This is a genomic window from Paracoccus sp. P2 (assembly GCF_046335115.1).
Taxonomy (GTDB): domain Bacteria; phylum Pseudomonadota; class Alphaproteobacteria; order Rhodobacterales; family Rhodobacteraceae; genus Paracoccus; species Paracoccus pantotrophus.
This window is the reverse complement of sequence record NZ_JBGOSN010000016.1, coordinates 40928-65374: the sequence shown is the minus strand read 5'-3', so window position 1 is coordinate 65374 and position 24447 is coordinate 40928. Positions and strand designations below refer to the sequence as shown.

General features: G+C 68.4%; 23 protein-coding genes and 1 riboswitch. Of the genes, 13 read left to right on the top strand and 10 right to left on the bottom strand.

Going from position 1 to position 24447, the window contains the following annotated elements; translation table 11 throughout:
- Window positions 1-4: 4 nt before the first annotated feature.
- Together ACDP63_RS12150 and ACDP63_RS12145 are read right to left on the bottom strand one after the other, a co-directional pair.
- Complete coding sequence (locus tag ACDP63_RS12150) at window positions 5-1036, bottom strand: L-idonate 5-dehydrogenase (protein WP_024844169.1); 1032 nt, start codon at window positions 1034-1036, stop codon at window positions 5-7.
- A 7-nt stretch (window positions 1037-1043) separates the two neighbouring features.
- The gene (locus tag ACDP63_RS12145) at window positions 1044-1991 is read right to left on the bottom strand and encodes a 2-hydroxyacid dehydrogenase (RefSeq protein ID WP_024844170.1); all 948 of its coding nucleotides are present in this window, start codon (window positions 1989-1991) and stop codon (window positions 1044-1046) included.
- 122 nt (window positions 1992-2113) lie between these two features.
- Here ACDP63_RS12145 and ACDP63_RS12140 point away from each other — a divergent pair, with 122 nt between their 5' ends.
- Window positions 2114-2905, top strand: a complete 792-nt coding sequence (locus ACDP63_RS12140; RefSeq protein ID WP_024844171.1) for an SDR family oxidoreductase — start codon at window positions 2114-2116, stop codon at window positions 2903-2905.
- Window positions 2906-3035: 130 nt separating this feature from the next.
- Window positions 3036-4064, top strand: a complete 1029-nt coding sequence (locus ACDP63_RS12135) for a LacI family DNA-binding transcriptional regulator (protein WP_231486687.1) — start codon at window positions 3036-3038, stop codon at window positions 4062-4064.
- A gap of 46 nt (window positions 4065-4110) precedes the next feature.
- Here the strand turns inward: ACDP63_RS12135 and ACDP63_RS12130 are convergent, their stop codons facing one another.
- A complete protein-coding gene (locus tag ACDP63_RS12130) occupies window positions 4111-4785 on the bottom strand; it encodes a 4-carboxy-4-hydroxy-2-oxoadipate aldolase/oxaloacetate decarboxylase (RefSeq protein ID WP_024844173.1) in 675 nt (224 codons plus the stop codon).
- A 223-nt stretch (window positions 4786-5008) separates the two neighbouring features.
- Here ACDP63_RS12130 and ACDP63_RS12125 point away from each other — a divergent pair, with 223 nt between their 5' ends.
- The 8 genes from ACDP63_RS12125 to ACDP63_RS12090 are packed head-to-tail and all read left to right on the top strand — an operon-like array spanning window position 5009 to window position 11625.
- Window positions 5009-5422, top strand: a complete 414-nt coding sequence (locus ACDP63_RS12125) for an acetyl-CoA carboxylase biotin carboxyl carrier protein (protein ID WP_024844174.1) — start codon at window positions 5009-5011, stop codon at window positions 5420-5422.
- Window positions 5422-6792, top strand: a complete 1371-nt coding sequence (accC, locus tag ACDP63_RS12120; RefSeq protein WP_028710151.1) for an acetyl-CoA carboxylase biotin carboxylase subunit — start codon at window positions 5422-5424, stop codon at window positions 6790-6792. Before ACDP63_RS12125 ends, accC begins: the two co-directional genes overlap by 1 nt.
- Window positions 6785-7429, top strand: a complete 645-nt coding sequence (pxpB, locus tag ACDP63_RS12115) for a 5-oxoprolinase subunit PxpB (protein ID WP_024844176.1) — start codon at window positions 6785-6787, stop codon at window positions 7427-7429. The genes accC and pxpB overlap by 8 nt, the downstream gene beginning before the upstream one ends.
- Window positions 7426-8400 (top strand): biotin-dependent carboxyltransferase family protein, encoded by a 975-nt coding sequence (locus ACDP63_RS12110; RefSeq protein ID WP_024844177.1) that lies wholly within the window; start codon window positions 7426-7428, stop codon window positions 8398-8400. The genes pxpB and ACDP63_RS12110 overlap by 4 nt, the downstream gene beginning before the upstream one ends.
- Window positions 8400-8798, top strand: a complete 399-nt coding sequence (locus ACDP63_RS12105; protein ID WP_024844178.1) for a hypothetical protein — start codon at window positions 8400-8402, stop codon at window positions 8796-8798. Before ACDP63_RS12110 ends, ACDP63_RS12105 begins: the two co-directional genes overlap by 1 nt.
- On the top strand, window positions 8795-9559 hold the full coding sequence (locus ACDP63_RS12100; protein ID WP_024844179.1) for a LamB/YcsF family protein: 765 nt from the start codon (window positions 8795-8797) through the stop codon (window positions 9557-9559). The genes ACDP63_RS12105 and ACDP63_RS12100 overlap by 4 nt, the downstream gene beginning before the upstream one ends.
- Window positions 9560-9594: 35 nt before the next feature.
- Complete coding sequence (locus ACDP63_RS12095; protein WP_024844180.1) at window positions 9595-10368, top strand: SDR family oxidoreductase; 774 nt, start codon at window positions 9595-9597, stop codon at window positions 10366-10368.
- A 48-nt stretch (window positions 10369-10416) separates the two neighbouring features.
- Window positions 10417-11625 carry an aspartate transaminase gene (locus ACDP63_RS12090; RefSeq protein ID WP_024844181.1) on the top strand — a complete coding sequence of 403 codons (1209 nt, stop codon included), beginning with the start codon at window positions 10417-10419 and terminating at the stop codon, window positions 11623-11625.
- Between the two features lie 345 nt (window positions 11626-11970).
- Here the strand turns inward: ACDP63_RS12090 and ACDP63_RS12085 are convergent, their stop codons facing one another.
- The 6 genes from ACDP63_RS12085 to ACDP63_RS12060 form a co-directional block, all read right to left on the bottom strand.
- Window positions 11971-13515 (bottom strand): aldehyde dehydrogenase family protein, encoded by a 1545-nt coding sequence (locus ACDP63_RS12085; protein ID WP_036747381.1) that lies wholly within the window; start codon window positions 13513-13515, stop codon window positions 11971-11973.
- A gap of 9 nt (window positions 13516-13524) precedes the next feature.
- Complete coding sequence (locus ACDP63_RS12080; RefSeq protein WP_409928087.1) at window positions 13525-14388, bottom strand: NAD(P)-dependent oxidoreductase; 864 nt, start codon at window positions 14386-14388, stop codon at window positions 13525-13527.
- 63 nt (window positions 14389-14451) lie between these two features.
- A complete protein-coding gene (locus ACDP63_RS12075) occupies window positions 14452-15384 on the bottom strand; it encodes a LysR family transcriptional regulator (RefSeq protein WP_197029420.1) in 933 nt (310 codons plus the stop codon).
- Between the two features lie 35 nt (window positions 15385-15419).
- Window positions 15420-16574 carry a M20 aminoacylase family protein gene (locus ACDP63_RS12070; protein ID WP_036764930.1) on the bottom strand — a complete coding sequence of 385 codons (1155 nt, stop codon included), beginning with the start codon at window positions 16572-16574 and terminating at the stop codon, window positions 15420-15422.
- Window positions 16574-17071 (bottom strand): hypothetical protein, encoded by a 498-nt coding sequence (locus ACDP63_RS12065; RefSeq protein ID WP_024844186.1) that lies wholly within the window; start codon window positions 17069-17071, stop codon window positions 16574-16576. Before ACDP63_RS12065 ends, ACDP63_RS12070 begins: the two co-directional genes overlap by 1 nt.
- A gap of 4 nt (window positions 17072-17075) precedes the next feature.
- Window positions 17076-17891, bottom strand: a complete 816-nt coding sequence (locus ACDP63_RS12060) for a DUF3100 domain-containing protein (protein ID WP_024844187.1) — start codon at window positions 17889-17891, stop codon at window positions 17076-17078.
- A gap of 439 nt (window positions 17892-18330) precedes the next feature.
- Window positions 18331-18450: riboswitch (TPP riboswitch) on the top strand.
- 79 nt (window positions 18451-18529) lie between these two features.
- Here ACDP63_RS12060 and thiC point away from each other — a divergent pair.
- Window positions 18530-20335, top strand: coding sequence for a phosphomethylpyrimidine synthase ThiC (gene thiC, locus ACDP63_RS12055; protein WP_024844188.1), 1806 nt, complete (start codon window positions 18530-18532; stop codon window positions 20333-20335).
- 159 nt (window positions 20336-20494) lie between these two features.
- Here the strand turns inward: thiC and ACDP63_RS12050 are convergent, their stop codons facing one another.
- Entirely contained in the window at window positions 20495-20875 is a 381-nt protein-coding gene (locus tag ACDP63_RS12050; RefSeq protein ID WP_024844189.1) for a methylglyoxal synthase, read from the bottom strand.
- 317 nt (window positions 20876-21192) lie between these two features.
- Here ACDP63_RS12050 and urtA point away from each other — a divergent pair, with 317 nt between their 5' ends.
- Together urtA and urtB are read left to right on the top strand one after the other, a co-directional pair.
- Window positions 21193-22479, top strand: a complete 1287-nt coding sequence (gene urtA, locus ACDP63_RS12045; protein ID WP_024844190.1) for an urea ABC transporter substrate-binding protein — start codon at window positions 21193-21195, stop codon at window positions 22477-22479.
- A 48-nt stretch (window positions 22480-22527) separates the two neighbouring features.
- Window positions 22528-24447 (top strand): urea ABC transporter permease subunit UrtB, encoded by a 1920-nt coding sequence (gene urtB, locus ACDP63_RS12040; RefSeq protein WP_081762183.1) that lies wholly within the window; start codon window positions 22528-22530, stop codon window positions 24445-24447.

The following is a 24447-nucleotide window of genomic DNA, read 5'->3' as shown; positions in this document are numbered from 1 at the left end:
CGGCTCAGGCGAAGAGGATCTGCGCCTTGATCGCCGCCGAACGGTCCGAGGCCAGCCGGAACGCCGTTTCGGCCTCGTCCAGGGCGATCTCGTGGGTAATCAGCGGCTTGACGTCGATCCGACCCGCCAGCATGGCCTGGACGCCGGTCGCGAATTCCGGGTGGAAGCGGAAGGAGCCGCGCAGGTCCAGCTCCTTGGCGGTGATCGCCGTCATCGGCAGCGGCATGTCGCCGCCCAGCCCAAGCTGGACGACCACGCCGCGCGGCCGCATGGCCGCGATGGCCGGCGCGATGGCCGCGGCAACACCCGTGCATTCGAACAGCACGTCGAACCCGCCCTTGCCGGCGGCAAAGGGCGACAGGCCGTCGGGCGCCGTGCCCATGTTGACGACCGCGTCCGCACCGCATTTCCGCGCCATCGCCAGCGTGAAATCCGACAGGTCCGTGGCGACGATCTCGCCCGCGCCCGCCAGCCGCGCCGACAGGATCGACAACAGGCCGATGGGCCCGCAGCCGGTGACCAGCACGCGCTTGCCCAGCAGCTCGCCGGCCCGGCGCGCGGCGTGCAGCGTGACCGCCAGCGGTTCGGCCATCGCCGCCTCGCCCGGCGTCAGGCCGTTGGCCAGCACGCATTGCGCGGCATCCGCCACCAGTTCCTGCCGGAACGCGCCCTGGATATGCGGGAACGGCATGGCCGAGCCGTAGAAGCGCATGTTCTCGCAATGGTTGGGCAGCCCCTCGCGGCAATAGCCGCAGCCCCCGCAAGGGCGCGAGGGCGAGACGGCGACCAGATCGCCGGGAACGAGCCCCGCCACGTCCGGCGCGCATTCGACCACATGGCCGGAGACCTCATGGCCCAGGATCATCGGCTCGCGCAGCCGCACCGCCCCGAAGCCGCCATGGTTGTAGTAATGCAGGTCCGATCCGCAGACCCCGCCGGCCGCAAGGCGGATGCGCACCTGTCCCGGGCCAAGCGCCTCGGGCTCGCGTTCCTCGATGCGCAGATCCTTGGCGGCGTGGATGACAATCGCTTTCATGACGGCCTCAGACAACCGGGGTAAGCAGGGGCTGGCCGGCGAAATGCGCCGCCAGGTTGTTGCGGACCAGTTCGCCCATCGCCTTGCGGGTCTCGACGGTGCCCGAGGCCTGATGCGGCTGCAAGAGCACGTTCGGCAGCTCCAGGAAGCGCGGGTCGATCTGGGGTTCGTTATCGAAAACATCCAGTGCCGCCGCGCCCAGCCGGCCGTCCTGCAACGCGGCGATCAGCGCCGCCTCGTCGATGTTGGAGGCACGCGAGACATTGACCAGCACGCCCTCGGGGCCAAGCGCCTCGATCACCTCGCGATTGACGATGTGCCGGGTCTGGCCCGAGGCCGCCAGGGCGACGAACAGGAACTCCGAATGCCGCGCCAGCGCGACCGGATCGGCGATGAAGGTCAGATCGGCGGCATAGTCCTTGGCCGCGACGTCGGAATAGGCGATATCCATGCCAAAGCCGCGCAAACGCTGCGCGATCTCGAAGCCGATCCGGCCCAGCCCCAGGATACCGGCCTTCTTGCCCCAGATGCGGCGCTGCAGCGGATAATTGCCCTTGGCCGCCCACTGGCCGCCCCGCACCCAGGCTTCAGCGCCGACGATGCCGCGCGCGACGGCCAGCATCATCGCGACACCCAGATCGGCCACGTCCCCGGTCAGCACGTCGGGCGTGTTCGTCACCTGAATCCCCCGCTCGCGGCAGGCTTCCAGATCGACCGCGTCGAAGCCCACGCCATAGATCGAGATCAGTTCGAGATTCGGGCAGGCCTCGATGATCTTGCGACTGGCCCCCAGCTCGCCGCGGGTGGCGATGGCCCGCACCTCGGCGCCGCATTCGGCCAGGAAGGCCTCCTTGTCCGCGGCCTCGAAATAACGGCGCAGATCGTATTGCGCGCTCAGCGGGACTTCGTCCCATTCGGGATAGGCCCCCATCTGCAGGACCACCGGCTTGCTCATCGTGTTCTCCATTATGGTGCGGGATTTTCCGGTCGCCCTTTCAGCGGGCCCTTGACTCGGATAGTTATCGATAACAAAACACGAGTCGAACGGATTTGTCGAGACCCAAACGGAGGAACGGGATGGCCGGGACGAATGGATTTGTTGAAAGCCTGTTCGGGCTGGCGGGCCGCCGCGCGCTGGTCACGGGGTCGTCGCAGGGCATCGGCCATGCGCTGGCACGGGGGCTGGCGAAAAGCGGTGCCGCAGTGGTGCTGAACGGTCGGGATCCGAAACGGCTGGAGGAGGCGCGCGCCGCCTTGCAGGCGGAACTGCCCGAGGCCGAGATCCGGGCCCTGCCCTTCGACGTGACCCGCCATGACGAGGTCCGCGCCGCCATCGACGATTTCGAAGCCTCGGTCGGCCCCATCGACATCCTGGTCAACAATGCCGGCATGCAGCATCGCACGGCGCTGGAAGATTTCCCGGCCGACCGGTTCGAGGCCCTGCTGCAGACCAATATCGCCTCGGTCTTCCATGTCGGGCAGGCGGTGGCGCGGCACATGATCCGGCGCGGCCGCGGCAAGATCGTCAACATCTGCTCGGTCCAGACCGCATTGGCGCGGCCGGGCATCGCCCCCTATACCGCCACCAAGGGCGCCGTCGGCAACCTGACCAAGGGCATGGCCACGGACTGGGCCCGCCACGGGCTGCAATGCAACGCCATCGCGCCGGGATATTTCGACACGCCGCTGAACGCCGCGCTGGTCGCGGACCCCGATTTCTCGGCCTGGCTGGAAAAGCGCACCCCTGCCGGGCGCTGGGGCCTGGTCGAGGAACTGGTGGGGGCCTGCGTCTTCCTGTCCTCGGACGCATCGAGCTTCGTGAACGGGCACACGCTCTATGTGGACGGGGCGATCAGTGTCTCGCTCTAGGCTTGCGTCATCCCGTCATGCCGGGCGGGCGGCGGACGGCCTGCCGCGGCCTCCTGTCCCATGCCGCCGGGGTGTTGTGGCCGCATCCCGCAGCGTCTAGCCTGCCCTTTCGGCAGGGGCATGTGGCGGCATGAGCAGGGACGGATTTCACAGCGGAACCGTGAAGATGGCGGATATCGCCAAGGCGGTCGGCGTTTCCGCGATGACCGTCTCGCGGGCGTTTCGCGGCGACGAGGGCGTCAACCCGCAGACACGCGCCCGGATTCTGGCCAAGGCCGAGGAACTGGGCTATGTCTTCGACGCGACCGCCGCCAGCCTCCGGCAGAACCGCTCCGGCTTCGTGGCGGTCACCGTCCCCTCGATCAATAACGCGAATTTCGCGGAAACCGTGCGGCAGCTCTCACGCGGGCTGTCGCGGAACGGCTTGCAGATCCTGCTGGCCAATACCGAATACGACCCCGAGGAAGAGGAAAGGCTGATCGGCCAGCTGCTGCGCCGCAAGCCCGAGGCGCTCGTCCTGACGGTGGGCGACTACACGCGCAGGACGCGGCAGATGCTGCGCGCGACACGGATCCCGGTGATCGAAATCTGGGACCTGCCCGCTCAGCCGATCCGGCATGTCGTGGGCTTTTCCAACACCGCCTGCATCGGCAGGCTGGTGGATCACCTGGTCGCCTCGGGCTATCGCGACATCGCCTTCATCGGTGGTGAATCGCCGCGCGATCCGCGCGGCGGCCAGCGCCGCCGCGGCTTTGTCGAGGCGATGCGCCGCCACGGGCTGGACGACACGCGGCTGGTTCCCGCCGGCACCGCCCCGGTCGGCATGGCCGAAGGGGCGCAGGCGCTCGGGGCCTTGCTGGACAGCCAGCCGGAGACCCGGGCAGTGGTCTGCGTCTCGGATCTGGTGGCTTTCGGGGTGATCTCGGAATGCCAGAGGCGGGGCATCGGCATCCCTGGCGACCTGGCGGTGGCCGGCTTCGGCAATTACGAGATCGGCAGGATCAGCGTACCCCGCCTGACCACGATCGATGTCCATGCCGGCAGCATCGGCAGCAAGGCCGCGGATCTGATCGTCGCCCTGCTGCGGCAGGATTCCGACGCGGCGCCGGCCCGGATCGAAATCCAGACCGACCTGATCGTACGGGAATCATCGGCCTGATCCCGCACCGCGGCAGGGCGCGGGGCGCATCCTCAGCAAGATCTCGTCAAAGATCGGTGGTCAGGCCCTTGGCCTTCAGCACCGCCTCAAGATTGCAGACATCGATCACCGTCCGGCCCGATTTGTAGGCCTCGATATAGCCGGCCTCGTCCGCTTCGCGGGCAGCGGATTTGCGCGCCACCTCGGCGGCATCCTCGCGGCGCACCACCACCAGGCCGTCGGCATCGCCGCGGATCACGTCGCCCGGCCGCACCACCTGCCCGCCGATGACGATGTCGCCGTTGATCTGGCCCAGGGTTTCCTTGACCGTGCCCTTGATGCAGACGCTCAGCGAGAACACCGGCAGGCCCAGCCGGATCAGTTCCTGCGTGTCGCGCACCCCGGTATCGGTGACCACGCCGGCGATGCCCTTGGCCAGGCAGGCATTGGCCAGCACGTCGCCGAAGCACCCCGCCTCCTCGTATTCCCCGGCCGAGACGATGACGACATCGCCGGGCTGGGCGTAATGGATCGCCAGTTGCAGCATGATGTTGTCGCGCGGCGCGCTTTGCACGGTGAAGGCGGGGCCGCAGACCGACATGGCGCGGTCGACGGGCTTCAGGCGCGCGCTCAGCGCGCCCAGCCGGCCCTGCGCCTCGTGAATCGTGGCGCTGCCGAATTTCGACAGGGCGGCCACATCCGCCGGCGCGGCACGTTCGATCCTGGTGATGATATGGGGCACGTCGTGCTCCTCCTTGCTGGAATGCCGCGGCCGGGGCCGGCGGTGATCGGCCGGAAGCATAGGAAGAACGCGGGGCGCAGGCATAAGAGCGTCTGCATCTGATGTGATCGGGTTTCGCGATGCCCCCGGACGGGTCATGCGAAACCGCTCTGACATCATTGCGAAGCGGCGGTGCTACCAATCGCAAGAGAACGCAACTTCGCACAGGGACAACGCCCTTCGCATGCCGATCACCATCGACTCCATCATCTCGGGGATGGAATGGGCCGCCGAAAACCATCTGGCCGAGTTCGCCTTTTCGGCCGAGGGGCACCGGATCACCATCCGCCGCGGCGCGGGCGACGCCCCCCTGCCCGCGCAACCCGCCATCGAGGCGGCGCAGGCCGCCCCAGCGGCGCCCGAGGCAGATGCCGTCACCGCCCCGCTGGCGGGCCTGTGCCACCTGCGCCCCGAATCCGGCGGGACGGCCTTTGTCGAGGTCGGCGCCCGCGTCGAGGCCGGCCAGACGATCTGCGTCATCGAGGCGATGAAGATGATGACCGCCATCCCCGCGCCCCAAGCAGGCACCGTCGAGGCCATCATGGTCGGAGACGGCGCGACGGTCGAGGCGGGCGCGCCGCTGATGAGGATCCGCTGATGGCCGCGATCGACATGGACTGCCTGCTGGTCGCCAACCGGGGCGAGATCGCCCTGCGCATCATCCGCGCCTGCCGCCGGCTTGGCCTGCGCGTCGTCTGCGCGCATTCCGAGGCGGATCGCGACGCCGCCTGGCTGCACCTGGCCGATCAGGCGATCTGCATCGGGCCCGCACCCGCCGCCAAGAGCTATCTGAACATCCCCGCGCTTCTGGCCGCGGCCGAGGCCAGCGGCGCGGGCCTGATCCATCCCGGCTATGGTTTCCTCTCCGAACGCCCGGAATTCGCCGAGGCCGTCGAGACCGCGGGCCGGCGGCTGGTCGGACCCAGCGCCTCGGTCATGCGGATGATGGGCGACAAGGTCGAGGCCAAGCGCGCCATGATCGCCGCCGGCGTGCCCTGCGTGCCCGGCCCGGACAGCGTGCTGCCGGACGATCCCGACGAGATCGGCCGGATCGCCGCCGGGATCGGCTATCCCGTCATCCTGAAGGCGGCCGGCGGCGGCGGCGGGCGCGGCATGCGCGTCGTGCGGACCGAATCCGAGCTGGCCGATGCCTTCATGGTCACCCGGCAAGAGGCCGGCCGCTTCTTCGGCAATGCCGACATCTATATCGAGAAATTCCTCGAAAGGCCGCGCCATGTGGAGATCCAGGTTCTTGCCGATGCACATGGACATGCGCTGTGGCTGGGCGACCGCGACTGCTCGATGCAGCGCCGCCACCAGAAGCTGATCGAAGAGGCGCCGGCGCCGGGCATCGACCGGGCGCTGATCGCGGAAATCGGCGAACGCTGCGCCGCCTCCTGCCGCCGGATCGGCTATGTCGGCGCCGGCACCTTCGAATTCCTCTACGAGGACGGGCGGTTCTATTTCATCGAGATGAACACCCGCATCCAGGTCGAGCACCCGGTGACGGAAATGGTCACCGGGCTGGACATCCTGGCCATGCAGATCGACGTGGCGCGCGGCAAGCCGCTGCCGATCACCCAGGACCAGGTGCGCAGCCTGGGCCATGCCATCGAATGCCGGATCAATGCCGAGGATCCGCAGAGCTTCGCCCCCAGCCCCGGCCGGATCACGGCGATGCACGTGCCGGGCGGGCCGGGCATCCGCATGGATACCCATGTCGGCGCCGGTTCGGAGATCCCGGCGAGCTACGATTCGATGATCGGCAAGATCATCGCCCATGGCGCCGACCGCGACGAGGCGCTGGCCCGCGCCCGCACCGCGCTGGCCGAGGCGCGGGTGGAAGGCGTCTCGACCAATATCCCCCTGCACCGGCAGATGCTGGCAGAGCCCGGCTTCTCGGCCGGGGGGGTCAGCATCCACCATCTCGAACACTGGCTCGAAACCCGGAAATCCCGCCATGCCTGACGCGAAGCTTTCCATGATCGGCAGCCGGGCGGTGCTGTTCCAGCCCTCCTGCCCCTTCGACCTCGCCAACCAGCAGCGTATCTGGGCCGTCGCCGACGAGGCCGCCACCTGGAAGGGCGTGCGCGAAGCCGTGCCCGGCATGACCAATGTCACCCTGCTTCTGGACCATGTCCCGATCGAACTCGACCGGATCGAGAAGGACCTGACCGCGCTGTGGGAAAGCGGCATCCGCAAGCAGGTCGAGGGCCGGCTTCTGGCCATCGACATGGCCTATGACGGCCCGCATCTGGCCGAGGTCGCCGAGATGACCGGCCTGCCGGTGGACAAGGTGGTGCGCCTGCATGCCGCGCCGGAATACACGGTCTATGCGGTCGGCAGCCATGCCGGCTATTGCTATCTGGGCGGCCTGGATCCCCGGCTGGAAACACCGCGCCGCAAGGTGCCGCTGCCCCGGCTGCCGGGCGGGTCGCTGTCGCTGGCGGGGCTGCAGACCGGGGTCTCGGCCTCGGCCGGCCCCAGCGGCTGGAACACCATCGGCAGCACCGGCCTGTCCTTCTTCGACCCCGAATGCAGCCCCGCCGCGCTGCTGCGGCCCGGCGACCGGATCCGCTTCAACCCCGTCGAGGTCAAGGCATGATCGAGGCTCTTTTCATTCCGCCGGGCGCGACGGTGCAGGATCTGGGACGCGACGGCTACTGGTCGCAAGGGCTTGGTCGCGCCGGGGTCATGGACGCCCTGTCGCATGGCATCGCCAACATGATGCTGGGCAATGACGAGGATGCCGCGACGCTGGAAATCCCGCTGACCCCGGCACGGTTCCGGTTCCGGCAGGCCGGCGCATTCGCGCTGGCGGGCGCGGCCTGCGGCGCGACGCTGGCCGGCCGGCCGCTGCCGCGGGTCTGGGCGGGCATGGCGGACGAGGGCGAGGTGCTGGAGCTTGGCCCGATGGCCTCGGGCGCCCGCACCTATCTGGCCCTGCCCGGCGGGATCGACGTGCCGGCGGTGCTGGGCTCGCGCAGCACGCAGCTGCGCGAGGGTTTCGGCGGGCTGGAAGGCCGCGTCCTTGCCGCCGGCGACCTGCTGCACGCCGCGGCGGATACCGCGCCGCTGCCGCTTGCGGGGTTCAGCCTGACCATGCCCGCGCTGCGTGCCCCCGGGGTCGCAGAGATCGAATTGCGCGCCCTGCCCTCGGCCGAGCACGGGAGTTTCGCCCCGGCCTCGCGCGAAGCGTTCTGGACCACGCCCTATGCGGTCAGCCAGCAAAGCAACCGCCAGGGCTATCGGCTGGAGGGCGAGCCGCTGGCCTATGCCGCGTCGGGCGAATTGCGCTCGCACGGGATCGCGCCGGGGATCGTGCAGGTGCCGGGTGGCGGGCAGCCGATCATCCAGCTGGCCGATTCCGCGACCATGGGCGGCTATCCCAAGATCGCGGCGGTCATCGAACCCGACCTGTGGCGCATCGCGCAGGCGCGGCCCGGCGACCGCCTGCGTTTTCGCCGGGTGACGCCGGCCGAGGCGGCCGAGGCCGCAAGGGTGCAGCAGCAAAGCCTGGCCGGAATCCGCGCCGAGCTGGAAGCATTCCGCGTCCGGCAGGGGGGATGGCAGTGATGTTCGACAAGCAAGACCTTACCCGGCTTCTGGACGCGATGCGCGCGCATGGCGTCGGCGCGCTGGAGATCGAGGGCGGGGACATGTTCCTGCGCCTGGTCCTGCCGGCCGGACCCGCACCGTCCGCCATAACCCCGGCGCAGCCCGCGACGGCGACCGCAGCCGCGCGCAGCCCCGATATCGGCCGCTTCCTGCCGCGCGGCAGCGACGACGGCCTGCCCGCCCTTGCGCCCGGCCACGCCGTCCGCACCGGCGAGCTTCTGGGCTATGTCGCGCAAGGCGCCGTCCGCGCCCCCGTCATCGCCCCGGCGGATGGCACCATCGCGTCGCAGATCCCGGAACCCGGCACCCTGTTCGGCCACGGTGACACCGTCCTGACATTGGAGACCAAGCCATGATCATCGACATCAACTCGGACATGGGAGAGGGCTTCGGCCCCTATCGCATCGCCGATGACGAGGCGCTGATGGCGCAGATCAGCTCGGCCAACGTGGCCTGCGGCTACCATGCCGGCGATCCGGTCATCATGGACCGCACGATCCGGCTGGCCAGGGAGCATGGCGTCGATCTGGGCGCGCATGTCAGCTTTCCCGACCGCATGGGCTTCGGGCGGCGGCGGATGGACATGGACCTGCCGGAACTGGAATGCCATGTGCTTTACCAGCTGGGCGCGCTGGCCGGGCTGGCGGGCCGCGCCGGGCATCGCATCACCCACATGAATCCGCATGGCGCGCTTGGCAATCTCGCCAGCTCCGATCCCGCCATCGCGGCGGCAGTGGCGCGCGCGGCCATGGCCTTCGACCCCGAGATCGCCTTCCTGGTCCTGCCGGGCAGCGCCCTGGAAAAGGCCGCGCTGGAGATGGGCGGCAACGTGGTCCGCCTGTTCCTGGCCGACCGCGGCTATCTGGCCAGCGGCCAGCTTGCCCCCCGCAGCCAGCCGGGGGCGGTCATCCATGATGCCGAGCTGGTCGTGGCCCGCGTCATGCGGGTCATCCGCGACCGGCAGGTCGACACGGTGGAGGGCCAGGTCATCCCGATGCCGGTGCAGTCCGTCCTGGTCCATTCCGACACGGCGGGCGCGGTCGAACTGACGCGGCGGCTGCGCGAAGGCATCACGGCGGGCGGCGCGACCATCGCGCCGCTGACCCGCCACATCTGACCCCCCGGCCCATTCACGAGAAGAAAGACAGAACCATGGCATTTTCGGATTACAAGACGGCATTGGTGACGGGCGCCTCGGGCGGAATGGGCTGGGCCATCGCCGAGCGGCTGCGCGCCAAGGGGCTGACCGTCCACGCCCTGGCCCGCAACGCCGACAAGCTGCAGGAACTGGCGGACCGATGCGGCGTCATCCCGCATGCGGTGGACGTTTCCGACACCGAGGCCGTGACCGCGCTGGTGAAGGATCTGGAAATCGACGTGCTGGTGAACAATGCCGGCGTGTCGCGGCCCGGCAGCATCCTTACCTCCAGCGCCTTCGACATCGACGAGCAGATCGACGTCAACCTGCGCGCCGCCCTGCACCTGGCCCGGTTGCTGCTGCCGGGCATGATGGCGCGCGACCGCGGCCATATCGTCAACATCACCTCGATGGCCGGGCATTACGAGTTCGGCGGCCATATCGCCTATCACGCCACCAAGGCGGCGATGCATACCGTCTCGCGCCAGTTGCGGGTCGATGCCTTCGGCCGCCGCGTCCGGGTGACCGAGATCAGCCCCGGCCGGGTCGAGACCGACATCTTCGCCAAGGTCGAGAAGATCGACCCCGCCGAGGCGAAACGCAAATATTACGAAGGCTTCGAGATGCCGCAGGTCTCGGACATCGCCGATGCCGTGGAATATGCGGTCGGGACGCCGCAATATGTCAACATCAACCTGATCGAGCTGCTGCCGACGCTGCAGGTCCCCGGCGGCCTGCGCACCGCAAAGCGCGTGGGCGACGACGTGATCCTGACCGGCAACAAGTAACGCGCCGCCCCGCCGGCATCCGAACAATCCGCACCGATGGAGATTGCCTTGAGCAACATCAAACTGGCCTCGCGCGTCACCAGCATCCGCGTCTCGCCCAGCACCGCCGCCGCGCAGAAGGTCCGCGACCTGCAGGCCGAGGGACGCAGGATCCTCAACCTCACCGTGGGCGAGCCCGATTTCGACACGCCCGACCACATCAAGGCCGCCGCCATCCGGGCGATGGAAGGGGGCGAGACGAAATACACCCCGGTCAACGGCACGGTCGCGCTGCGCAAGGCCATCCAGCGCGACTTCGCGACGCGGCTGGGCATCGACTGCGAATTGAACGAGATCTGCGTCGGCGGCGGCGCCAAGCAGGTGCTGTTCGTGGCGCTGATGGCCACCGTCGAGCCCGGGGACGAGGTCATCGTCCCGGCGCCCTATTGGGTGTCCTATCCCGACATGGTCATCGCCAATGGCGGCACCCCGGTCGTCGTTCCCTGCGGCGAGGAGGTCGGCTTCAAGCTGACCCCCGAGGTGCTGGAGGCCGCGATCACCGCCAACACCCGCTGGGTGATCCTGAACTCGCCCTCGAACCCCACCGGCGCCGCCTATGGCGCCGACGAGCTGCGGGCGCTGGGACAGGTGCTGCTGCGCCATCCGCATGTGATGGTGCTTTGCGACGAGATCTACGACCGAATCTGGTTCGCCGATTTCGAGCCCTGCAGCATCCTGACCGTCCTGCCCGAGCTGAAGCCGCAGGCCCTGGTCGTCAACGGCGTCTCCAAGTCCTACGCGATGACCGGCTGGCGGATCGGCTATGGCGTCGGGCCGCTGGCGCTGATCGATGCGATCAACAAGCTGCAATCGCAGATGTCGTCCTGCCCCTCCTCGATCAGCCAGGCAGCCGCCGCTGCGGCCCTGACCTCGGACCAGCATTCGGTCGACGAGGCCGTGGCGGTCTATCGCCAGCGGCGCGACCGCGCCCATGCGCTGATCAATGCCATCCCCGGCCTTGCCTGCCGCCTGCCGGACGGCGCCTTCTACCTCTATCCCAGCTGCGCCGGCCTGATCGGCAAGAAGACGCCGGACGGCAGGACGATCAGGAACGACCTGGACTTCAGCCTGTATCTTCTGGAGGCGGCAGGCGTCGCCTCGGTCCATGGCGGGGCATACGGGCTCGAACCCTATTTCCGCATCTCGACCGCGACCTCGATGGAGGTCATCGAACAGGCCTGCGCCGCCATCGCCCAGGCCTGCGCGGCCTTGGACTGAGGACAGGGATCACCGGCCGGCATTCCGGCGGCGATTGCTCGCTGAAGCGGTCGAGGAACGCGTCCCCGGCCCGCGCGATTGCACGGGCCGATCCGACCACCTTCCCCGGTGCTTGGGGCGATTGCCGCATCGCCGATACGGCTGCGCGGCTTGCCGGCAGCGGCATTCCGGATGGCGATGCCGCGGCTTCGGCTTGAAGGGATCACAGTTGCGGCATGGTTTCGAGCCCCGGGCGAGCAGCAGGCGCAGCCGCCCACCCGCTTGCGGCCTGCAGATCGATACCGCTTGTGCAGCCCGCGATTCTTGCGGGCTGCGCGGCGTCGTGATGTCTTGGGCTTTTTCCGATCAGCCGGGCGCGTAGCCGAAACTCGCCGGCGGTTCGGCCGCGGTCTCGACCCAGACGCTTTTCGTCTGGGTATAGGCCAGCAGCGCCTCCTGCCCCGAAGAGCGGCCGTAACCCGAGCGGCCGAAGCCGCCGAAGGGCGAGCAGACATTGATCGTCTTGTAGCCGTTCACCCAGAAGGTGCCGGCGCGGACCGCCGCCGCCATGCGATGCGCCCGGCCGACATCGGCGGTCCAGACCGCCCCGGCAAGGCCATAGGGATTGTCATTGGCCAGCGCGACGGCCTCCTCTTCGCTGTCGAAGGTCAGGACCGATACGACGGGGCCGAAGATTTCCTCGCGTGCGACGCTCATCTGCGGGGTTACGTCATCCAGGATCGTCGGCGCGAAGTAGAAACCGCCGGTCGCCTCGAACGACGCCGGCCGTCCGCCGCCGGCAGCAATGCGCGCCCCCTCGGTCACGCCGGCGCCGACCATCTCGGAGATCTTTTGCCACTGCCGCCGGTTGTTGATCGGGCCGACATGGGTCGCCTCGTCGAAGGGATGGCCCAGCGCGATGCGCCCGGCCGCCTCGGCATAGGCGGCGACGAAACGCTCCTTGATGCTGCGATGCACCAGCAGGCGCGAGCCGGCAACGCAGCTCTGCCCCGCCCCGGCAAAGATCGCCGCCTGCGCGCCGATGATCGCGCGCGGCAGGTCGGCGTCGGGAAAGACGATATTGGCCGACTTGCCGCCAAGCTCCAGCACGCAGGGCACGGTGTTCCTTGCCGCCGCCGCGGCGATGGCCGCGCCCGCCTGCGCCGAGCCGACAAAGACCACCAGCCCCGTCCGGGGATGGGTGACGCCGGCCTGCCCGGCCGTCGGCCCGGCCCCGGCGATGACATTGACCAGCCCGCGCGGCGCGCCGCCCAACTCGCACATCCGGCCCAGGATCAGCGTGGACAGCGGCGTCAGTTCCGAGGGCTTGATCACCACGCCGTTGCCGGCGCAGATGGCGGGCGCGATCTGCCAGCCGCCGGTGAACAGCGGCGCGTTCCAGGGGGTGATCTGCATGACCACGCCGATCGGCTCGTGGCGGGTATAGTTCAGATGGCTCGACGGCACCGGGATCACGTCGCCGTAAAGCTTGTCGCACCAGCCGGCGTAATATTCGAACATCTCGGCCACGCGCAGCGCCTCGCCGCGGATGTCGCGGATCGGGCGTCCGGCCGAACGGCTTTCGATCTCGGCGATCAGGGGGGCATGGGCGCGGATCTGGCCGGCGATGGCCCACATGATCCGGCCACGCGCGGCGGCGGGCATCGCCATCCATTCGCGCTGCGCGCGCGCCGCTGCGTCCATGGCGGCGTCGATCTCGGCCGCGCCGGCATCGGCATAGCGGGCGAAGACCTGGCCCGAGGCCGGGTCGGTCAGCTCCAACTGCGCCCCCGAGCCGGGCAGGATCTCGCCGCCGATCAGGCTGCCGATGTCGGCGCCCGGAAAGATCTCGCGATAGAGCGTCAGGATCCGGTCGGCCTGTTCGGCGGCGTCGATTGTCGTCACGTTCATGTCGTTACCTCATTTCGCCCGGAAATCGCCCATGCGGGTAAAGTCGTCGTCGCCGGCATAGGGCGCATCGGCCCAAAGCTGCGCGGCCTTCTCGGTCAGCGGCAGCCGGGCGCCGCATTCCTCGGCCAGCTGCCGCGCCAGCCGCACGTCCTTTTGCATCAGCGCCATGGTAAAGCCGCTGTTGAAGGCGCCGTTCATCACCCAGGCCGGGAAATGCACCTCGCTGAGCATGGTCCGCCCGGAAGCGGCGTTCAGCACCTCCAGCACCGATTGCGCGGGAATGCCCGCCGCCTCGGCCAGGCGCAGCCCCTCGGCCGTGGTCAGCATATGGGCGGCGCAAAGCAGGTTGTTGACCAGCTTGGCCACATTGCCCGCACCGCTGTCGCCGACATGGATCGCCCTGGCCGACAGCGCCTCGATGACGGGCCGGGCATCGGCCAGGTCTGCGGCGGAACCGCCGATCATCATGCTCAGCGCGCCCTTGGCCGCGCCGGCCGGCCCGCCCGAGACGGGCGCGTCCAGGAAACCGTGCCCCATCGCCGCCAGCCGGGCCGCCAGCGCCCGCGTCACCGCGGGTTCCGAGGTCGAGGTGTCGATGACGACGACCCGAGAACGTCCCTCGAGAACCCCCGAGACCTGGTCGATGACGCCCGCGACATCGCGCGCCGTCGGCAGCGAGAAGACCACGCGATCGGCGGCAAAGACCTGGGCCAGATCGCCCGCCGGCTCGACGCCTTCGGCGCGCGCCTGCGCCAGCCGTTCAGGTGACAGGTCGAATCCCAGGGTGCGGAAGCCGGCCCTGACAGCAGAGGCTGCCATGCCAAGGCCCATCGCGCCCAGGCCCACGATGCCGACGGTGGATGTTTCTGTCATGTGATCCTCTTCTGTTGATGCATGACAGTTTCCGCAACCGGGGCATCGGCGCTAGCGGTCGGATCACGAACGAGGTGTTGCCCCCAGCGGAACATCGGCAAAGCTGGCCATGCTGCGTTCCAGATGTCCGGCCAGTTGCGCCACGGATGCGGGCAGCCGCCGCCGCGCCCGCACCATCAGATGCGCCGTCGCCCCCAGAAGCGCCAGGTCGGCCAGTTCGCGCACCACCGCCGCGCCCTCGGCCAGGTCCATGGCGACCGAGGCCCGGGGCAGGAAGGCCAGCCCCAGCCCTGTGGTCACGAAGCGGCGCAGCGCGTCGATCGAGGTGGTCATCAGCTGCGGCGCCAGCGCCAGCCCGCTGTCCGAGGCGACCCGTGCCAGCAGGTCGGTGGTGCCATGCCCCCTGGGCAGCAGCGCCAGGGGATAGTCCAGGCAATCGGCCAGCCGGACCTGCGGCAGGCCGGCCAGGGCATGGCCGGGCGGCATCACCACGCAAAGCGGATGGCCGGCCGAAACGATGCTGCGCACCGATCCCGTCACCGGCGGGTTGTAGGCGATGCCGATGTCGCTTTCGCCATTGGCCAGCGCCGCGACGACCGCATCCGTCGAGCCGATCAGCAATTCGTAGCGCACATGCGGGCTGTGCGACATGAATCCGGCCAGGCCATTCCGGATGAAATCCGCCAGGAACCCCTCGCCGCAATGGATGCGGATGTTGCGCTGCTGGATGCCGCGCAGATCGGCAAGCTGTTCCTGAAGGAAGCCCGCCTCCTCGACGACGTGGCGGGCATGTTCCAGCACCAGGTTGCCGGCATCGGTCAGGCGCACGCCTTTCGAGCTGCGCTCGAACAGGGTCACGCCCAGCTGCGCCTCGATATCGGCGATCTGGCGCGACACCACCGAGGGCGCCAGCCCAAGCTGGTCGCTGGCGGCGCGGATCGAGCCATGGCGATGCACGGCCAGATAGATGCGGATGTCGCGGCGGTCGAGGGTCATCATCGCCTCACGATGAGGACCGTCCGCCTCGCGAGTCAAGGCGCGCGAAGCTCGGCCGCCGCCAGGTCCAGCCAGAAGCCGACGGCCAGCGGGATCAGCGCATCGTTGAAATCGAAGCGCGGCGAATGCAGGCCGGGATTGTCGCCGGCCTCGCGGCCCGCGCCCATCCAGAAATAGCAGCCGGGCAGCTCGTTCAGCATGAAGGCGAAATCCTCGGCCGCCATGCTGGGCGGGGCGTCGACGACCGAAAGCCCGCCCGCCGCCGCGACCTTGCGCACCAGGGCAGCGTTTTCCGGGGTATTCAGGGTCGAGGGATAGCGCCGTTCATAGACGATCTCGGCCGTGCAGCCGAACCCTTCGGCGACCGATGCGGCCAGCTTGCGCAGCCGCGCCTCGATCAGGTCGCCGACCGCCGGATCGAACCAGCGGGTCGTGCCGCGGATGACGGCGGTTTCCGGCAGGACGTTCCAGGCATCGCCGCCATGGATCTGCGTCACCGACACGACCGCGCTGTCCAGCGGGCTGACATTGCGCGCCGCGATGGATTGCAGCGCCGACACCAGCTGCGAGGCGGCGAGCAGCGTATCCGCCCCCTCGTGCGGCATGGCGCCATGCGCCCCCTTGCCGGCAAGCCGGATCTCGAAGGTGCCGAAGGCCGCCATCATCTCGCGGTCGCGCGCAACCAGCGTGCCGAGCGGCAGGCCGGGCCAGTTGTGCAGCGCATAGACAGCATCGACCGGGCAGTCGCGAAACAGCCCGTCCTCGACCATGGCCCGCCCGCCGCCCTCGTTCTCCTCGGCGGGCTGGAAGATGAAGCGGAGCGTGCCTTCGAAGGGCATATCGGCCAGCAGGCGGGCGGCGGCCAGCGCCACCGCCGTATGGCCGTCATGGCCGCAGGCATGCGCCCGGCCGGGATTGCCCGAGGCCCATTCGGCGCCGCTGGTCTCGGTGATCGGCAGGGCGTCGATATCGGCGCGAATGCCGATGGCGCGGTTGCCATTGCCTTTGGTCAGGCTGCCGACCACCCCGGTCCGGCCGATGCCGCGCCGGACCTCATAGCCGAAACCGGCAAGCTGCCCGGCGATGAAGCCGGCGGTCTCGTGTTCCTGGAACCCCAGTTCGGGATTGCGGTGCAACCGCCTGCGCCAATCGATCGCATCGGCCACCACCTGTGCCGGCAGGTCGCGCATCAGAAGAACCTCAGCGCCAGGTCGGCGATCACCACCGAGCCCAGATAGGTGCCCAGCATGACGCAGATGGCGACGATGACGATCTTCCAGCCCGAGCGCCTGGCGATGTCGAACTCCTTGGCCGACAGCGCAAGACCGCCATAGGCCAGGGCCGGCGTGGCCAGCGACAGGAAGTTGATCTTGTCGGCCTGTTGCACCACCCAGCCCGAACCGGGAACGCCGGGGATCGTGGCGACGATGGCGATCAGCGACACCCAGGCGACGGCCGGCAGGTAAAACGGCACGAACCGGGCCAGCATCAGCCCGACGACCGAGCAGAGATACAGGAAGCCCATCCCCGGCAGGGCTTCGAGCGCGCCGATGCCGGTCGAGACATAGTTCGAGATCGTGCCGATGACGCAGGCGATCAGCAGCAGGATCGCGGTTTCGCCGATGCGAATCCGGCGCTCGTCCAGTTCCTCATTGCCCAGGGGCAGGTTGTCAGCGGTCTTGCTCATGATCTCATCCCTGGTTGTAAAGCTCGGGCCGGGCCTTGCGGAACAGCCATTCGGTCAGCGGCAGGGCGACGAACATGCCGACATAAAGCCCGGTGGCATAGGTCAGCACGTTCGAGGCACCCGCCAGGCCAAGGATCAGATCCTTCTGCTCGGGAACGACATTGACGAGGGCGCCCGTGCAGGCCGCCAGCATGGATCCCGACCCGACGCCGCAGGACATGGCCAGGGCGCGGACGTCGAAAAGGCCAAGCGCATGGATCAAGGGCGGCATGATGGCGAAGACGAAGGTGCCGATGAGCGTGCCGGTGGCATAGACGCCCATGACGCCCGCGCCTTCGGGACTGTCGAGGCCGTATTTCTCGGCGATCAGGGCCAGGTTCGGCTCTCGGTCGATGGAATAGACCGCGCCAATGGTCTCGCGTCCCATCCGCAGCAGGAAGACGGCGACGGGAAAGGCGATGGCGATGGTGCCGAGGTTGCCGATCTCTTGCAGGATCAGGGCGGGGCCGGCGTCGATGATGGCCTGGATCTGGGGGCCGACCGTCGTGCCGAACTTGGCGACGAAGGGGGTGATCGCGATGGTGATCATGCCGCCGGCGAATTTCTGCACGCCGGGCGTCAGCAACCGCCTCGTCGCGCGGGTGATGTTCGGATTCAGCACGATGCCCATGGCAAAGGCATAAAGCATCGGCAGCAGGATGATGGCAGCGATGCCGATGGGCAGCCTCAGGACGCCGATCGCCTCGGCGATGCAGACGATGATAAGCACCAGGCCGTGCAACGCCCAGGTTCCAGGGCTGAAGGCAGGGGTTTCCCGCATGGGATTTCCTCTCTGTTGTGGCGGTTTTTGTCGGACTATGAAATCTTCGTGAAGGATCGACCAGCCCGCGAACTGGAACATCGCGTTGCCCGGACAGCAACGACATGCAGCGGGCCGCGGCGTTCCGAGCAGATCGAGCGGTCGGAAGCGCCGCCCGTTTCAGCACGCCCCCGCAGGGCGAATGCCGCGGCTGCGACGGCCTTCAACCGGTGCGCCCGGTCGCCGGGAGCGTGGCGAGGCGCCGGCTTCCCGGACCCTGCCGCCTGGCCCGCCCTGGCCCGCTGCCCCAAAGGCATCAGGCCGTGATCGCCGGCGAAATTCGCCGCCGGGACCGGCGGGGCGAGGCCGTTGCCGGCGCGGCCCGCCCGCGGGCGCGGCGGCGCGTAAAGGAAACGCCCGCTCTGGTTATTGACATCCCCGGCCCCGCTTCGCATGCTGCGCATCTCACCAGGGGTGTCCCGACAAGGGGCTGAGATACTGCTGGGCCGCGAGGCAGCGCAGGGACCCTATGAACCTGATCCAGTTCATGCTGGCGTAGGGACGGTGCGGATGCCTTGCCGGTCGCTGCGACCAATGGGGCATCCTTTTCCTTCCCGTCAGTGCTGGGTCTCCAATGCTGCGACGCGAGGAGCCTCGACATGACATCCAAAGAAACCCTGACGGTCACGACCGGACCGCTGCCCGCCTCGACCAAGGTGTTCAAGCCCGGCGTGCTTCATCCCGACATTCGCGTGCCCATGCGCGAGATAGCCTTGCATCCAAGTGCCGCGGAACCGCCGGTGACGGTCTATGATTCCTCGGGGCCCTATACCGATCCCGCCGCCGAGATCGCCATCGAACGCGGCCTGCCGCGCCTGCGGGACGGTTGGATCGCGGCGCGTGGCGATGTCGAGGCCTATCAGGGCCGGCATGTGAAGCCCGAGGATAACGGCTTCGTCGCCGGCGACCGGCTGACGCCGGAATTTCCCGTCCGGCACCGGCCCTTGCGGGCGCGGGACGGGAGCGCCGTCACCCAGCTGGCCTATGCCCGCGCGGGCATCGTCACGCCGGAAATGGAATTCGTCGCCATCCGCGAAAACCTGGGCCGCAAGGCCGCGAAAGAGGCGCTGGCCCGCGACGGGCAGGATTTCGGCGCCGCGATCCCCGATTTCGTCACGCCCGAGTTCGTGCGCGACGAGGTGGCGCGCGGGCGGGCGGTCATCCCGGCCAATATCAACCACCCCGAGGCCGAGCCGATGATCATCGGCCGCAATTTCCTGGTCAAGATCAACGCCAATATCGGCAATTCCGCCGTCACCTCGTCCATGGCCGAAGAGGTGGACAAGATGGTCTGGGCGACGCGCTGGGGCGCGGACACGGTGATGGACCTGTCCACGGGCCGCAACATCCACAACATCCGCGAATGGATCATCCGCAATTCGCCCGTGCCCATCGGCACCGTGCCGATCTATCAGGCGCTGGAAAAGGTCGGCGGCGTGGCCGAAGACCTGACATGGGAAGTCTTTCGCGACACGCTGATCGAGCAGGCCGAACAGGGCGTCGATTATTTCACCATCCATGCCGGGGTGCGGCTGCGCCACATCCCGCTGACGGTGGACCGCGTCACCGGGATCGTGTCGCGCGGCGGCTCGATCATGGCGAAATGGTGCCTGCATCATCACCGCGAAAGCTTCCTCTACGAGCATTTCGAGGAGATCTGCGACATCATGCGCGCCTATGACGTCAGCTTCAGCCTTGGCGACGGGCTGCGGCCCGGCTCCATCGCCGATGCCAACGATGCGGCGCAATTCGCCGAACTGGAAACCCTGGGCGAGCTGACGAAGATCGCCTGGGCCAGAGATTGCCAGGTGATCATCGAGGGCCCAGGCCATGTGCCCATGCACAAGATCAAGGAGAACATGGACAAGCAGCTGGAGATCTGCGGCGAGGCGCCGTTCTACACCCTCGGGCCGCTGACCACCGACATCGCGCCGGGTTACGACCACATCACCAGCGGCATCGGCGCGGCGATGATCGGCTGGTTCGGCACGGCGATGCTGTGCTATGTCACGCCCAAGGAACATCTGGGCCTGCCCGACCGCGATGACGTGAAGACCGGCGTCATCACCTACAAGATCGCCGCCCATGCCGCCGACCTGGCCAAGGGCCATCCGGCGGCGAAGATCCGCGACGACGCCCTGTCGCGCGCCCGGTTCGAGTTCCGGTGGGAGGATCAGTTCCACCTCTCGCTCGACCCCGAGACGGCGCGGGCCTTCCACGACGAGACCATGCCGAAGGAGGCGCATAAGCTCGCGCATTTCTGCTCGATGTGCGGGCCGAAATTCTGCTCGATGCGGATTTCCCACGACATCCGCGCCGAGGCGCAAAAGGAGGGCATGGCCGCCATGGCACAGAAATACCGCGAGGGGGGCGACCTCTACATGCCCGTGCGCGAGGGGGTCTGACCTGCCCTTGGGCAGGATGATGGAGGGGGAGGGCCGCCGGCGGCGGCCCCCGTCGAGGAAACTGGTCGCTTGGACCGCTTCCCGAGCCCGTGGCACCGCACCCCGTCGGGCGGCAGAGATCGCCCGGCGGAAACGCCGCGCCCGGGATCGGATCAGCGGCTATTCCGCTGCAAGCGCCGCCAGGACGGCATCCGCGCTTTTGCTGTTCACGGCAAGACGCACGTCGTAAAGGATCGCCAGCCGCAGCAGCGACTTCACGTCAACGTCATGGGGCAGGGCCGACAGCGGATCGATGAAGAAGATCAGGTTCTTCAGCCGCCCTTCGGAGATCATCGCCCCAAGCTGCGCGTCGCCGCCCAGCGGTCCGCTGAGCAGTCGGCCCACTTCGAGCCCGGTCGCGGCATGGATCCGCGCCCCGGTGGTACCGGTAGCGATCAGCGACAGGGGACGAAGCCGGTCGATCCGGTTCTCGACCCAGGCGATCAGGTCGTCCTTCTTGCCGTCATGCGCGACCAGGGCCAGATCGGCGCGATTATCCATGCAGGCTCTCCACAAACATCTCTGTTAGCGCAATCATATCGACCTGCCGGCCGCAAGTCGAGTTGGCGATGCGGCGGCGCAGATTTTCTCCCGAAACAGCCGACGGGCCCGCAGCATGGGGCGGCAGGCCCGGAACCCCGGCCCGGCACCGGGGTCGAGGATCTGCCTGTTTGATGGGCCGTTCCCGGAAAAACCGGCTGAAAATCCGTCAGACCATGCCGGCCGACGCGACGGCGCGGCATGAGGATTGGTGGCGCGCGGCCGATGCCCTCTAGTGCCCCTGAACCACTGGAAGGATAGAGGGAAGGGATACAGGGATGAACAGGATCATCGGCGCAGCCGCCGCTCTGGCCATTTCGACCGGGCTTGCGGGCATCGCGCAGGCGCAGGAAGGCGAGCCGATCAAGATCGGCGTGCTGCATTCGCTTTCGGGCACGATGGCGATTTCGGAAACCACGCTGAAGGACACCGTCCTGATGATGGTCGAGCGCCAGAACGCCAGGGGCGGGCTGCTGGGCCGCCCGCTGGAGGCCGTGGTGGTCGATCCGGCCTCGGACTGGCCGCTGTTCGCCGAAAAGGCGCGCGAACTGCTGACCGTCAGCGATGTGGACGTGATCTTCGGCGCCTGGACCTCGGTTTCCCGCAAATCCGTGCTGCCGGTGCTGGAGGAACTCAACGGGCTGATGTTCTATCCCGTGCAATACGAGGGCGAGGAAAGCTCGAAGAACGTCATCTATACCGGCGCCGCCCCGAACCAGCAGGCGATCCCGGCGGTCGATTACATGATGGAGGAACTGGGCGTCGAGAAATGGGCGCTCCTGGGCACCGATTACGTCTATCCGCGTACCACGAACAACATCCTTGACGCCTATCTGAAGGACAAGGGCGTCGCCGCGGCAGACATCTTCGTCAACTATACCCCTTTCGGGCATTCGGACTGGTCCAAGATCGTCGCGGACGTGGTGGCGCTTGGTGCGGACGGCAAGAAGGTCGGCGTCGTCTCGACCATCAACGGCGATGCCAATGTCGGCTTCTACAAGGAGCTGGCGGCGGCAGGCGTCTCGGCCGAGGACATTCCGGTCATCGCCTTCTCGGTCGGCGAGGAAGAGCTTTCCGGCCTGGATACCGCGAACCTGGTCGGGCATCTGGCCGCCTGGAACTATTTCCAATCCGCCGACACGCCGGAAAACGCCGCCTTCATCGAGGAATGGCACAAGTTCATCGGCGACGACAAGCGCGTGACCAACGACCCGATGGAGGCGACGATGATCGGCTTCAGCGCCTGGGTCGCGGCGGTCGAAAAGGCCGGCACCACCGATGTCGATCCGGTGCTTGACGCCATCGTCGGCATCGAGGTGCCGAACCTGACCGGCGGCACCGCGACGGTCCTGCCCAACCACCACCTGACCAAGCCGGTGCTGATCGGCGAGATCCGCGCCGACGGCCAGTTCGACATCGTCAGCCAGACCGATCCGGTGCCCGGCGACGCCTGGACCGACTACCTGCCCGAATCCGCCGTGCTGGATGCCGACTGGCCGGGCAAGCAATGCGGCATGTTCAACACGCAGACCAACAGCTGCGTGCAGGTCCAGTCGAACTACTGACCGGCCTTTGGGGGCGGTGCTGCCGCCCTCTTGCGCCTCCAGACGGGAATGCCCATGACCTGCCGCCTGATCGCCCTGCTGCTGAGCCTGTTCCTGGCCTTGCCCGCCGCCGCCAATCCGGCGCTGGAAACGGTCGTCGCCGACAACCTGGACCAGATCCAGCACCCCTCGCGCCGCACGGTCGAGCCGGTGGTGGCCCGGATCGCCGCCACCGGACCCGAGGGGCTGGCGCTGCTATCGGCCTGGGTGGACCGCGCGCTTGGCCTGGCCGACGGGCGGCTGGTGATCGTCACGGGCGACGGTGCCACGGACGCGGTGACGGGGCAGGCCGTCACGGGCGCGAAGCCGAAGATGCTGCGCCCCAATGCCGGGGTGCGCGGCGTGATCGAATCGGCGCTGGTCGCGGGCGAGATTGCCAGCCCCGACCCGGCCCGCCGCGCCGCCGCGCTGGCCAGCATCGCCCGCGACGGCACCGCCGCGCATCTGGCCGCCCTGCGCGCCGCCGCACCCGAGCCGGACCCCGCGCTGGCCGCCCGCCGCGCCCGGATCGAAAAGCTGCTGACCATCCGCTTCGACGCCGACCCCGCCGCGCGGGTGGCAGCCATCCAGGACATGGCGGGCGACGTGAGCCTTGATTTCCGCGCCGCGCTGAACCCTTTGCTGGCGACCTGGCGCGTGGCCGCGGCCGAGGAGCCGCAGGGCGCCAATATCGCCCGCGAATTGCGCCTGGGCTCCGACGATTTCCCGCGCGAGGCCGCCGTCGCCCTGCTGACCGCGCAGGGGCTGATCCAGCCGCGCCTGACCGCCGCCGACCAGCGCAATGCGCTGGCCGCGCATATCGTCGATGGCAAGGTGGGCGGCATTGCCGTCGCCGAGCTGTCCGACCCGAAGGCCCGCGACCGCGCCTATGAGGCGCTGGAGAGGGCGGGAACCGTCCCGCCCGCCGCCACCGAGGCCGAGACCGAGGCGGCGCTGGCAGGCACCCGCTTCTTCGATGTCTATGCCGAACCGGATGCGGCCGTGACCGACGCCGCCCGCGCCGCGCAAAGGGGCGCGGAATGGCGGCTGGCGGCGATGAAGGGAATCGATCTGGGGCTGGATGCGCTGTCTCTTGCCTCGATCTGTTTCCTGGCCGCCATCGGGCTGGCGATCACCTTCGGGGTGATGCGGGTCATCAACATGGCGCATGGCGAATTCATCATGATGGGCGCCTATACCGGCTATGTCGCGCAGACCGTGATCGCGGATCGCACCCTGTCGCTGGTGGCGGCGCTGCCGCTGGCCTTCGCTGTGACCTTTGCCGCCGGGGTGATGCTTTACCGGCTGGTGATCCGGCACCTGGCGCATCGCCCGCTGGAGACGCTGCTGGCGACCTTCGGCGTGTCGATCGCGCTGCAACAGCTTGCCAAGAACGTCTTCGGCACGCAGGCCCGGCCGCTGACCGCGCCCGCATGGCTGGAAGGCGCGATCACGCTGAACGACGTGGTCTCGATCTCGACCATCCGGGTGGCGATCTTCGGGCTGGCACTGCTGTTCCTGGGCCTGTTCCTTATCATCATGAAGCGCACGCGGCTGGGGCTGGAAGTCCGCGCGGTGACGCAAAACCCCGGCATGGCGGCCAGCATGGGGATCAACCCCGACCGCATCGCCATGCTGACCTTTGGCCTCGGCTCGGGAATCGCCGGGATCGCGGGCGTGGCCATCGGCCTGTTTGCCCAGGTCACGTCCGAGCTGGGCCAGCAATATATCGTGCAAAGCTTCATGACGGTGGTGGTGGGCGGCGTCGGCAACATCTGGGGCACGCTGGCGGGCGCCGGGCTGATCGGGGTGCTGTCGAAGGTGATCGAATCCTTCAACCCCTCGAACACGCTGGCGGCGCAGACCTTCATGATCCTGTTCATCGTGATCTTCATCCAGTTCCGGCCGCGCGGCATCATCCCGCAGCGCGGCCGTGCGGCAGAGGCGTGA

Coding starts and splice junctions, on each gene's coding strand:
- ACDP63_RS12100 (WP_024844179.1), top strand. CDS start 8,795: ATGATCATCGACATCAACTCGGACATGGGAGAGGGCTTCGGCCCCTAT.
- ACDP63_RS12070 (WP_036764930.1), bottom strand. CDS start 16,574: ATGCGCGACCTGCCGGCACAGGTGGTGGCCGATGCGATCGATTGGCGC.
- ACDP63_RS12065 (WP_024844186.1), bottom strand. CDS start 17,071: ATGAGCAAGACCGCTGACAACCTGCCCCTGGGCAATGAGGAACTGGAC.
- ACDP63_RS12080 (WP_409928087.1), bottom strand. CDS start 14,388: ATGACAGAAACATCCACCGTCGGCATCGTGGGCCTGGGCGCGATGGGC.
- ACDP63_RS12105 (WP_024844178.1), top strand. CDS start 8,400: ATGTTCGACAAGCAAGACCTTACCCGGCTTCTGGACGCGATGCGCGCG.
- ACDP63_RS12125 (WP_024844174.1), top strand. CDS start 5,009: ATGCCGATCACCATCGACTCCATCATCTCGGGGATGGAATGGGCCGCC.
- urtB (WP_081762183.1), top strand. CDS start 22,528: ATGCCCATGACCTGCCGCCTGATCGCCCTGCTGCTGAGCCTGTTCCTG.
- accC (WP_028710151.1), top strand. CDS start 5,422: ATGGCCGCGATCGACATGGACTGCCTGCTGGTCGCCAACCGGGGCGAG.
- ACDP63_RS12140 (WP_024844171.1), top strand. CDS start 2,114: ATGGCCGGGACGAATGGATTTGTTGAAAGCCTGTTCGGGCTGGCGGGC.
- ACDP63_RS12095 (WP_024844180.1), top strand. CDS start 9,595: ATGGCATTTTCGGATTACAAGACGGCATTGGTGACGGGCGCCTCGGGC.
- ACDP63_RS12075 (WP_197029420.1), bottom strand. CDS start 15,384: ATGACCCTCGACCGCCGCGACATCCGCATCTATCTGGCCGTGCATCGC.
- urtA (WP_024844190.1), top strand. CDS start 21,193: ATGAACAGGATCATCGGCGCAGCCGCCGCTCTGGCCATTTCGACCGGG.
- ACDP63_RS12145 (WP_024844170.1), bottom strand. CDS start 1,991: ATGAGCAAGCCGGTGGTCCTGCAGATGGGGGCCTATCCCGAATGGGAC.
- ACDP63_RS12050 (WP_024844189.1), bottom strand. CDS start 20,875: ATGGATAATCGCGCCGATCTGGCCCTGGTCGCGCATGACGGCAAGAAG.
- ACDP63_RS12135 (WP_231486687.1), top strand. CDS start 3,036: ATGAGCAGGGACGGATTTCACAGCGGAACCGTGAAGATGGCGGATATC.
- ACDP63_RS12060 (WP_024844187.1), bottom strand. CDS start 17,891: ATGCGGGAAACCCCTGCCTTCAGCCCTGGAACCTGGGCGTTGCACGGC.
- ACDP63_RS12150 (WP_024844169.1), bottom strand. CDS start 1,036: ATGAAAGCGATTGTCATCCACGCCGCCAAGGATCTGCGCATCGAGGAA.
- ACDP63_RS12110 (WP_024844177.1), top strand. CDS start 7,426: ATGATCGAGGCTCTTTTCATTCCGCCGGGCGCGACGGTGCAGGATCTG.
- ACDP63_RS12085 (WP_036747381.1), bottom strand. CDS start 13,515: ATGAACGTGACGACAATCGACGCCGCCGAACAGGCCGACCGGATCCTG.
- thiC (WP_024844188.1), top strand. CDS start 18,530: ATGACATCCAAAGAAACCCTGACGGTCACGACCGGACCGCTGCCCGCC.
- pxpB (WP_024844176.1), top strand. CDS start 6,785: ATGCCTGACGCGAAGCTTTCCATGATCGGCAGCCGGGCGGTGCTGTTC.